At 68.6% G+C, this 9,872-nt stretch carries 11 protein-coding genes and 2 tRNA genes; 8 read left to right on the top strand and 5 right to left on the bottom strand.

Features of this window, described 5'->3' with window-relative positions; genetic code table 11:
- Positions 1–71 precede the first annotated feature (71 nt).
- Complete coding sequence (locus tag AC07NI_RS19735) at positions 72–332, top strand: low temperature requirement protein A (RefSeq protein ID WP_494622212.1); 261 nt, start codon at positions 72–74, stop codon at positions 330–332.
- Here AC07NI_RS19735 and AC07NI_RS19740 read toward each other — a convergent pair.
- On the bottom strand, positions 329–1,312 hold the full coding sequence (locus AC07NI_RS19740; RefSeq protein WP_494622214.1) for an alpha/beta fold hydrolase: 984 nt from the start codon (positions 1,310–1,312) through the stop codon (positions 329–331). The genes AC07NI_RS19735 and AC07NI_RS19740 overlap by 4 nt on opposite strands.
- A 116-nt stretch (positions 1,313–1,428) precedes the next feature.
- Between AC07NI_RS19740 and AC07NI_RS19745 the strand changes: the two genes are divergently transcribed.
- Positions 1,429–2,640, top strand: a complete 1,212-nt coding sequence (locus AC07NI_RS19745; RefSeq protein WP_494622216.1) for a multidrug effflux MFS transporter — start codon at positions 1,429–1,431, stop codon at positions 2,638–2,640.
- On the opposite strand, the gene AC07NI_RS19750 is transcribed toward AC07NI_RS19745, so the two are convergent.
- Complete coding sequence (locus AC07NI_RS19750) at positions 2,637–3,020, bottom strand: DUF423 domain-containing protein (RefSeq protein WP_494622218.1); 384 nt, start codon at positions 3,018–3,020, stop codon at positions 2,637–2,639. The genes AC07NI_RS19745 and AC07NI_RS19750 overlap by 4 nt on opposite strands.
- A 122-nt stretch (positions 3,021–3,142) precedes the next feature.
- Here AC07NI_RS19750 and AC07NI_RS19755 point away from each other — a divergent pair, with 122 nt between their 5' ends.
- From AC07NI_RS19755 to AC07NI_RS19765, 3 genes are read left to right on the top strand one after another with little or no spacing between them, the layout of a single operon-like run.
- A complete protein-coding gene (locus AC07NI_RS19755; RefSeq protein WP_494622220.1) occupies positions 3,143–4,249 on the top strand; it encodes an Rv3169 family protein in 1,107 nt (368 codons plus the stop codon).
- Positions 4,250–4,263: 14 nt separating this feature from the next.
- On the top strand, positions 4,264–5,274 hold the full coding sequence (locus AC07NI_RS19760) for a phosphotransferase family protein (protein WP_494622281.1): 1,011 nt from the start codon (positions 4,264–4,266) through the stop codon (positions 5,272–5,274).
- On the top strand, positions 5,271–5,696 hold the full coding sequence (locus tag AC07NI_RS19765; RefSeq protein WP_494622222.1) for a hypothetical protein: 426 nt from the start codon (positions 5,271–5,273) through the stop codon (positions 5,694–5,696). Before AC07NI_RS19760 ends, AC07NI_RS19765 begins: the two co-directional genes overlap by 4 nt.
- A 3-nt stretch (positions 5,697–5,699) precedes the next feature.
- Here AC07NI_RS19765 and AC07NI_RS19770 read toward each other — a convergent pair whose 3' ends face one another.
- The 3 genes from AC07NI_RS19770 to rlmB form a co-directional block, all read right to left on the bottom strand.
- Positions 5,700–6,434: a TerC family protein gene (locus AC07NI_RS19770; protein ID WP_494622224.1), complete on the bottom strand. Its 735-nt coding sequence runs from the start codon at positions 6,432–6,434 to the stop codon at positions 5,700–5,702.
- Positions 6,435–6,554: 120 nt separating this feature from the next.
- Positions 6,555–8,306, bottom strand: a complete 1,752-nt coding sequence (stpX, locus tag AC07NI_RS19775) for a stalk-specific protein StpX (RefSeq protein WP_494622226.1) — start codon at positions 8,304–8,306, stop codon at positions 6,555–6,557.
- 108 nt (positions 8,307–8,414) lie between these two features.
- Entirely contained in the window at positions 8,415–9,251 is an 837-nt protein-coding gene (rlmB, locus tag AC07NI_RS19780; RefSeq protein ID WP_494622228.1) for a 23S rRNA (guanosine(2251)-2'-O)-methyltransferase RlmB, read from the bottom strand.
- 173 nt (positions 9,252–9,424) lie between these two features.
- Here rlmB and AC07NI_RS19785 point away from each other — a divergent pair.
- The 3 genes from AC07NI_RS19785 to AC07NI_RS19795 form a co-directional block, all read left to right on the top strand.
- Positions 9,425–9,510 (top strand) — tRNA-Tyr (locus tag AC07NI_RS19785).
- Positions 9,511–9,615: 105 nt separating this feature from the next.
- Positions 9,616–9,689, top strand: a tRNA-Gly gene (locus AC07NI_RS19790).
- Between the two features lie 52 nt (positions 9,690–9,741).
- Positions 9,742–9,872, top strand: a 131-nt coding sequence (locus tag AC07NI_RS19795) for a GTP-binding protein (RefSeq protein ID WP_494622283.1), incomplete at its 3' end; no start/stop codon positions are given.

Genomic DNA, 9,872 nt, shown 5'->3' on the forward strand with positions numbered 1-9,872 from the left:
TTTTTCCGCCGGCTGTGAACGGAGGAAAGGCGCGGTTTTCGCCTTTCATTCGGTTCTGTATGTTGCCCGCCATGACTCAGATCTCGCCTGAAGACTATTCCGACGACGAACTGCTCGGCATGCTCAATCCGATGCAGTTGGCCGAACTCGACCGACAGATCGGCGAGATGTTCGGAGCCGAGGGCGTCGATAAGGCCGCGGCGCTGCTGGCGATGGCCAATGTCTACAGCCTGCGCGCCGCCGAGCGCGACGAGGTCTCGGCCCTGGCCATGCTGCAACTGGCCGCCGCCATGCGCCGACGGGCGGACCAGATGCTGGCGTCCAAGAACTAGAGCGGGAACTTCCGCCCCACCCAGTCCAGGATCGTGGCGTTCACCTCGGCCGGCTTCTCCTGCTGGGTCCAGTGGCCGCTGCCTTCGATCAGCACCTTCTCCAGGTCGGAGATCTGGTCGCCCATTCGATCGGCCATGGCCGGCGGCAGCACAACGTCCAGCTCGGCCATGATCATCAGGCACGGCATGCCGTCGATCCGGCGAGGCAGGGCCTCTGCCTTCTCCCAGTTGCGGGTGAAGTTGCGGTACCAGTTGATGCCGCCGGTGAAGCCGGTGCGCTGGAAGGCCTCGACGAAGAAGGCCAGCTCCTCGGGCTCCAGGAACTGGTTGTCGTCGCTCGCCGGGTCGTAGTGGAGCAAGGCGTCTTGTAGCGCGAGGCTGCGTCGCTCGGCCGGACGGCCCAGGAACTCGTCCTGCGACCCCTTGGGCTTGCGCATGAAGAAGCGGATCGTCCGCTCCGGATCGGCGCCCAGCCGCGCGTCGGCCTCGCCGGGTTTCTGGAAGTGGACGATGTACATGTCCTCGCCATAGGCGTTGCGGAACATCTCGATCGGGTCCAGCGGCAGGCGCGGGGTGAAGGGCGTGTTGAGGCCGATGATCCCGGCCACGCGGTCCGGATGCAGCAACGGCATCTGCCAGACGACGATGCCGCCCCAGTCGTGACCGACGAAGACCGCCTTCTCGACCCCCAGATGATCCAGCAACCCGACCAGGTCGCCGGTTAGGTGCTCCATGTCATAGGCTTCGACGGCCTCGGGACCGGGGGTCAGGCCATAGCCCCGCTGGTCCGGCGCGATCACCCAGCGGCCGGCGGCGGCCAGGGCGGCGATCTGGTGACGCCACGAGAAGGCCAACTCCGGGAAGCCGTGGCAGAAGACGATCGGCACGCCCTGGCGCGGCCCGGCCTCGTAATAGGCCATGCGGATGCCGTTGACGTCGGCGTACTGGGGCTCGGGCAGGCCCGGATTGTTGACCGTCATGACCGTGCGTCTCCCCGTGTTTCTATGTGATTGGCGATCACCCTGCGACCCATCGTCCAGCCCGGCAAGCGTCATTTGAGGTTTCCGTAGGGGCGAAAGGGCGTAGAAGGCGCGCCATGACCGACACAGCTTCGCCGCCCGCCGCCGTTCCGTGGCGTCTCGTCCTGCTTCTCGGCGCCCTGACGGCCTTCGCGCCGATGTCGATCGACATGTACCTGTCCAGCCTGCCGTCGATCGGCGCCAGCCTGCACGCCGGGCCCGAGCAGACCCAGACGACCCTTGCGGCGTTCTTCGCCGGCATGGCGATCGGTCAGGTGATCTACGGCCCGGCCTCGGACCGGTTCGGCCGCCGCCTGCCGCTGCTGGTCGGGGTGGCGGTGTTCGTCGCCGCTTCGGTGGTCTGCGCCCTGGCGCCCAATATCGAGACCCTGATCGCCGCGCGCTTCGTCCAGGCCCTGGGCGGCTGCGCCGGCCCGGTGATCGCCCGCGCCGTGGTCCGCGACCGCTTCAGCCATGCCGACACCGCCCGCGTGCTGTCGCTGATGACCCTAATCATGGGCCTGGCCCCGGTGCTGGCCCCGCAGCTGGGCGGCGTCGTGCAGTACTTCGGCGGCTGGCGCGGGGTGTTCTGGACCCTGGTCGGCTTCGGCGCCCTGATCGGCCTGTGGGTGATCGTCAGCCTGGGCGAGTCCCGCTCGGCCGAGACCGAGGCCCAGGCCCGGAGCGAGAACCCGCTGCGCGCCTACGGCGCGCTGTTCGGCATGCGCCGGCTGATGGGCTATGCCATCGCCGGGGCGCTGAACGGGGCGGTGCTGTTCACCTACATCTCGGGCGCGCCGGACCTGGTCATGGGCACCTATGGCCACACGCCGCTGGTCTTCAACCTGGTGTTCGCCTTCAACGCCGTCGGCATCATCGGCGCCAGCCAGGTCAACCGCCTGCTGCTGCGCCGGATGCTGCCCGACCAGGTGCTGAGCAAGGCCAGCGTCGCCTCGATCGTCGCGGCCTTCCTGTTGACCATCGCCGCCTTCACCGGCTGGGGCGGCCAGTGGACCGTGCTGCCGCTGCTGTTCGCCTCGCTGTCGCTGTACGGCCTGATGGGCGGCAACACCATGGCCGGGGCGCTCAGCGTCGATCCGCGCCGGGCCGGTTCGATCTCGGCCCTGATGGGCTCGGCCTCGTTCGGGGCGGGCGCGCTGGCGTCATGGGCCGGTGGCCTGCTGCACGACGGGACGGCCAAGCCGGTCGCCGCCGTGATGTTCGCCTGCCTGGTCGGCTCGGCCCTGGCGATCTTCTTCCTGGCCCTGCCGGGCGCGAAGAAGGTCTAGGCCTTGGCGTTTGGCATCGAGAAGCCGCGCCAGGCCATCAGCGCCCAGGCGGCCATGAACGACAGCCCGCCGATCGGGGTGATCGCGCCCAGGATCCTTGGGCCGCCCAAGGCCATGGCGTAGAGCGAGCCCGAGAACACCAGGGTCCCGACGAAGAACAGCGCCGTCACCAGCCCCATGCCCTTGGCCCCGGCCCGGTGCAGGGCGAAGGCCCCGAACACCGCCAGGGCGTGGAGCATCTGGTACTGGGCGCCGGTCTTCAGCCACTCGACGGCCTTCCAGCTCTCGATGCCGTGGGCGGCGAAGGCGCCGAAGGCCACGGACAGCAGGCCGCTCAGCGCCGCCAGGGCGGTCCAGGTCCGGGGAGTCCATCCCTCCATCGGCTTTACGCTCCGTCACCGTTGCAATCGTCGAGCGCGACCTTAACGGTGTTCATCTGGACGTAAAGCGAAGCCGGCTCCCTACGCAGTCAGAGCGTCGCAAGTCCAGTAGGGAGGACGGCATGGCGCTCACCTGGGGCGACGATTACCCGATCCATCAGACGCCCGAGCCCGTGGCCTATGCCGGGACGGATCGGAACTTCTACGACCGCTATTTCTTCAACGGTTACGCGGCCGAGGGCGATGGGAACGACCTGTTCTTCGCCGCCGCGTTCGGCGTCTATCCGCACCTCAACATCGCCGACGCGGCCTTCTGCGTGATGAAGGACGGCAAGCAGATCAACCTCCACGCCAGCCGCTGGTTGAAGATGGAGCGGATGGACCTGACGGTCGGGCCGATCACCATCGACGTGCTCACACCCCTGCAGCGTCTGAAGCTGACCGTGGCCGCGCCCGAGCAGGGGATCGCCGCCGAGATAGTCTTCGAGGGCCGGTCCTTCCCGATCGAGGAGCCGCGCTTCGTCCGCCGCAACGGCCCGCGCACGCTGCTGGACTATACTCGCCTGACCCAGAATGGCCGCTACTCCGGCTGGATCGAGGTCGATGGCGTGCGGACCAGCGTCGACGGCTTCGTCGGCACCCGCGATCGGTCCTGGGGCGTCCGGCCTGTCGGCGCACGCGACGCCCAGGAGCTGGCGCCGCCGGCCCTGTCGCAGTTCTTCTGGCTGTGGGCGCCGTGCAATTTCGCGGACGGCAGCCTGTTCTTCCACACCAATGACGACGAGCTCGGCCGAGCCTGGAACCGCCGCGCGCTGTGGCTGGAAGACGGTGGGCGCGAGGACCATTTCGGTGGCTTTGCAGCGTCGTCCTGCGCCATCGACTGGAAGAGCGGCACCCGCCACGCCGCCGCCGCGACCCTCGACCTGGGCGCCGACGGCTCGATGACCATCGCGCCGAAGACCGAGTTCTTCATGCTGGGGCTCGGCTACAACCACCCCGTCTGGGGCCACGGCCTGAACCACGGCGAGCTGAAGGTCGAGCGCGAGGACTTCGTCACGGCCGACCTGGACCGAAAGATGCCGCACCTGCTGCACGTGCAGGCGCTGAGCGACGTGACCTATGTCGATGGCGCGGGGCGGACGCGGAAGGGCAGGGGCGTCTTCGAACAACTGGCCATCGGTCCGCACGCGACCTCGGGCTTCGCCTCGATCCTGGACATGGCTCCTTGAGCGGCCCCCTTTCGATGAGCTTGGCCGAGCGCCTGGAGGCGTATCTGACCCGCACCTGGGGGCAGCCGGTCACGGTCGCCGACCTCTCGCGCATCCCCGGTGGGGCCAGCCGCGAGACCTATCGGTTCGTGGCCAATGTGGCTGGCGAGGCCAGGCCGCTGATCCTGCGCCGCGATCCGCCCGGCAGCCTGATCGAGACCGACCGCAGCCTGGAATACCTGGCGCTGGAGAGCTTCTGCGATCGCGTCCCGGCGCCGCGTCCGGTGGCGATGGATGCCGAGGGCTCCGAGCTGGAGCGGCCGTTCTTCATCATGGAGCGGGTCGAGGGCGGGGCGGTGGCCTCGCCGTTCACGGTCATGCCCTACGGCGCCCACGCCCGGACGATCGGAGAGGCGTTCTTCGACATCCTGGGGCGGATCGCGGCGGCGGATCCCGCCGGCTTGCCGTTGGCCAAGGTCGCCGAGCTTCCCGCGCCTGAGGACTGTTGGCGGATCGCCGTCGATCACTGGGCCGCCGTCATCGAGGCCGATGAGCAGCACCCGCAGCCGATCGTCCGCGCCGCCATCCGGGCCCTGCGCCGCAAGCCGCCGCCGCTACCCAAGGCGGTGCGGGTTGTGCACGGCGACTATCGCGGCGGCAACTTCCTGCACGCATCGGACGGGACGTTCCTGGCGGTGTTGGACTGGGAGATGGTGCATCTGGGCGATCCACTGGAGGACCTGGCCTGGGCCATCGATCCGCTCTGGAATCCCTTCGATGCGACGACCGTCGCCGCCATGATCCCACGCGACGAGGCCCTGGCGATCTGGTCCAAGGCCAGCGGCCTGTCGGTCGACGAGGACGCCCTGACCTGGTGGTCACTGTTCGCGGCCGTGAAGGGCCAGGCGATCTGGACCTCGGCGGCCAAGGAATATCGCGACGGCGGCTTCAAGGAGCCGATCCTGGCGGTGTCGGGCTGGTACACCGCTCGCCGGCACGACGAGATCCTGGCCGCTGCGCTGATGCGCCTGGAGGGCCTGTCATGACCCCGAGCCTGCCCGACATCCTGGTCGGCAACTTCATGTGCATGGCCGATCCCGGACCGCCCGAGCAGCAGGGCGAGTTCATGGCCGGCAAGGTTGGACTGGTGGCGTTGCTGTCGCTGCTGGCGGCCCAGGAGGCTGAGCGTGGCGTCGCGGCGCGGGTCGAGGAGAACGCCCTGATCCGCGCGGCTCTGGCCGAGGCGGCGGTCGACTACGGGCTGGACGTCGGAGCTCTTCCGTTCACGGACGAGGTGACGGTCTCGGCGCTGGACCGGGTCAATGCGGCGCTACGCACGGCGCTGATCGGCCTGCATGAGGCGATCGAGGCGCGGGAGGACACGGCGCGTCACCACGCGATGCTGCGGCTCTACGCCAAGATGGCCGACCTGAGGCGGCTCGACCTGCCGCCACTGCCAGCGCGGTAGTCGCTATTTGTGCTTGTTGTGCTGGGCCAGTTCGTCCGGCTTGATGTCCAGCGGGGCAGGGGCGGCGGCGTTGTAGGCGGCCGTCTGGTTCAGATCCATGACCACGCTGCGGTGGCCTTCCCAGATCATGTGCACGGCGACATAGAGCACGATCGCCAGGCCGACGAAGCCGATCCAGCGGTGCTTGTGCAGCAGGTTGGCGATGGCGCTGGCGGCCAGGCCCATCAGGGCGATCGACAGCAGAAGGCCGAAGATCAGGATGCCCGGATGCTCGCGGGCCGCGCCGGCCACGGCCAGCACGTTGTCCAGCGACATCGAGACGTCTGCGATCAGCACCTGGATGAAGGCCTGCTTGAACGACTTGGCGGGGCGCGCGGCCGGCTCGGTGCTGGGGTCGCCGTCGATGGCGGCCATGGCCTCGGCGTGGGCGGCCTGCTCGCGCATCTCGCGCCACATCTTCCAGCAGACCCACAGCAGCAGGAAGCCGCCGGCCAGCAACAGGCCGATGACGCCCAGCAGCCAGGTGGTGATCAGGGCGAAGCTGATGCGCAGCACGACCGCCGCGCCCAGGCCGTACAGGATGACCTTCTTGCGGTCCTTGGGCGGCAGGCCGCCGGCCGCCAGGCCCACGGCCACGGCGTTGTCGCCGGCCAGGACTAGGTCGATCATCAGCACTTGCAGCAGGGCGGTCAGAGGGCCTTGCAGGCCGCCCAGATGGGCCGTCAGCGTTTCGAACATGTATCCTCAATGCGGTGAGGCGCGCGGCGATGCAAGGCGCAAAAAGAACAGGTCCACGGCAAATACGACAACGCCCCGGATCGTCGATCCGGGGCGTCGCGTTTCGTCCGGCGCTAGCCCTTAGTGGGCGTGCTCGGGTTCCCGATGGGGAGCCGCATGGTGTGCGTCGTGCCCGTGGTCGGCGGCGGCATGGCCGTCGTGACCGTGAGCATGGTCCTCGGCGGCGTGTTCGCCGTGGTGGCCATCGTGAGCGTGGGCGTCATGGCCGTGATCGTCGTGGCTGGCCGGAGCCGAAGCCGCGGCGACCATCGGGTTCACGTAGGACACGTGCTCGGCCGGCGCGTGCGGCTCGGGATGAGCCGCGGCGTGCAGGTCGTGGCCGTGGTCAGCGGCGTGGCCATGGTCGTCATGCGCCGCGTGGCCGTGATCGGCATGGGCGTCATGATGACCGTGGTCGTCATGGCCGTGGCCGTGATCGGCGTGCGCCTGGTGGTCGTCATGGTGCGAGACCGCTGAGGCGACCGCCGCGCCCGCCACCGCGCCGCCGGCCGCGGCCAGGAACGGGTTGACGTGCGAGACGTGGGTCTGGGCCGGGGCGTGCTGCTCCTGCTCGAACTCCATCTCGTTGCGGCCGTAGTCGGTCAGGGTGCGGTACTTGCGCTGGCGCTCGGCGCGGCGACGGGCCGCCGAGGCGTTGCGCGAGACGCCGACCAGGATGATCAGGGCCAGCAGCACCAGGGCGATGCCCAGGGCGGTCTTGATCGGCACCGAGCCCACGCCCGGCAGCGAGATGCTGCCGTTCAGGGCGCCCAGGTCGAGCTTGCCCATGCCCTTCTTGGCCTGTTCCGGCAGGGCGGCGACGCGCTTGCTGATTTCACCCAGCGAGAAGCCTTGCGGCTGCTTGGCGCCGTTCAGCTCGAGGCCGAACTGCGACTTCAGCTGACCCTTGGCTTCCGGACCCGGCTTGACCTGCCACGCGAAGGTGGTCGGCTCGCCCGGCTTGACCACGGCCGTCTGGCGGCCGTTCGGGGTGACCTCATAGCCTTCGCCCGAGAGCTCGGCATAGGCGCTGGTCTTCTTGGCGGCCTTGGTCAGGCCCAGCTTGGCGGCTTCCTGCTTGATCAGGTCGCCCAGCGTGGCCGGCAGCGACAGGGTCACCTGGCCGGGCTGGTTCTTGCCGAGGCTCTCGCCAGCGGCCAGGACGGCGCCGTTGGTGGCGGCCGGCGCGACGACGGCCTGCAGCTTCTCGAGCTTGGTCGCGGGCTTGGCGGGCGCGGCCGGAGCGACCGGCGTAGCGGCCACGACGGGCGGCTTGGCCAGCGGCGTCGCCGGCACCACCGGCTTGGCGGCCTGGATCGGCGCTGGGGCCGGAGCCACCGTCTTCGGCGTCACCGGCTTGGCGACGATGACCGGCTTGGGAGCCGGCTTCGGCGCGGCTTGAGCGGTCGGATGCGGCGCGGCCGGGATCGTCGCGTAGACGCGATGCGGGCGTTGCTGCGGACGCTGTTCGTGGCGGCTGGAGCCCTTCGGATTGGCGATCGGGCGCATGGCCGTGACCAGCGTGCCGTCCGGACGGCGCCAGGTCTTCAGATGCGAGTTGCGGTTCGGCGGCGGCAGCGGGCTGGACGCCACGCTGGCGTCGGCGCGAGCCTGGGCCTGCGCCTGGCTCGGACCGCCCAGCAGGCCGTCCTGAGCCTGATCGGCGCTCGGCGGCGGAGCCGCGCCCATCAGCTCGGGCGTCATCGACGCGTCCTGGCGCTCGCTGGGCGGCGGCGCCGAGCTTACCTGGTCGCCAGCGCTGCAGCCGGCCAGCGCGAGAACGCCAACCGCCGAGGTGGCCAAGGCGGCCAAGCGTACCTTACGTACAAACATCGGGTCCCCCGATCCCATGTCGAATTCCTTCCGCGAGCAGGCGCTCGCGGACCACTGTTCGCGAGAAGAGCACGAGCTTGCGACGAAATCAAAACGGTTAAGAGAGATTCACGAACCAGTTTCTTCCTTCGCGCGAACTTTCGACGCCTCGTAAAGCGCGATCGCGGCGGCGGCCGAGACATTCAAGCTTTCGAAGCCGCCCGGCATGGGGATCTTTCCCAAGGCGTCACAATGCTCTGCGACCAGACGGCGGACACCTTCACCTTCCGAACCCAGAACAAGTACGGTCGGCTGGTCGTCGAGCACCTTTTCGAGGCTTTCCTCGGCCTCGCCGGCCAGGGCCACGGCCCGCCAGCCCATGTCGGCCAGTTCTTCCAGCGCTCGGGATAGATTGACCACGCGCGCGTGCGCGACCTTGTCGACCGCGCCGACGGCGGTCTTGGCCAGCACGCCCGACAGCACCGGGGCGTGGCGGTCCTGCAGGATCACGCCCTTGGCCCCGAAGGCGGCGGCCGAGCGGAAGATGGCGCCGATGTTCTGCGGGTCGGTGATCTGGTCGAGCATGACCAGCAGACCCTTGGCCGGGGTCCCCATCTCGGCGATCGACAGGGACTCGGCCTCGTCGATCTTCAGGGCCAGGCCCTGGTGCACGGCGCCCTGCGGCAGCTGCTTGGCGATCTCCTGGCCTTCCATCACCTGCAGGCAGGCCAGCTTCTGGAGATCGGGGCTGAGTCGCTTGGCGCGATCCGGAGTCGCCAGAAGGCGCTTCGGCGCGGGGCGCAGGGGGTTGGAAAGCGCCGCCTCGACGGCGTGAGTCCCCCAAATCCAGTCCTTGGCGTCGCCTTGGCCACGAGAAAAGCTGTTTTCTTTCCGGGGCTTGGAACGAAAATCACGTCCTGGTGCAGAAGGACGTTTCCGGTCGTTGCGTTCGGAATGAGAGGACACTATAAGACGCGCTCCGATTTGGGGCCCCAAGGGCTTCTCGGGCCGCCGGCGCTGCTCTTAGCATCGTCCGTCACCGGTCCAAGAAGCTTTTGTTCCAGTTCGAAGTTCAACGGCTTGCTGTTGCGCATTGAACCGGGTAAAGGCCGCCGGCTTCGGAACTCCGTCGCGTGCTTGGGGGAATGTCCCGAGTGGCAAAGGGGGGGGACTGTAAATCCCCTGGCGTACGCCTTCGCAGGTTCGAGTCCTGCTTCCCCCACCATGCACGCGACGAGTTCCGAGGGCAGGGCGTCCTGAACTCAGGATGGTCCCAGAGCCGAAAGACCGGGAGCCGATCGCGACCCCGCTAGCCCCCACTGGGTATTGGGCGGGTATAGCACAATGGTAGTGCAGCAGCCTTCCAAGCTGAGGACGCGGGTTCGATTCCCGCTACCCGCTCCAGCTCCCCATATGAGTTAACCCCACAACACCCGCCGGCGCGAAGGTAGAGACGATGGCCAAGGAAAAGTTCGAACGTAATAAGCCGCACTGCAACATCGGCACCATTGGTCACGTTGACCATGGCAAGACGACGCTGACGGCCGCGATCACGATCACGCTGGCGAAGTCGGGCGGCGCGACCGC

The sequence above is a fragment of the Caulobacter sp. GW821-FHT10E02 genome (genome assembly GCF_059415225.1).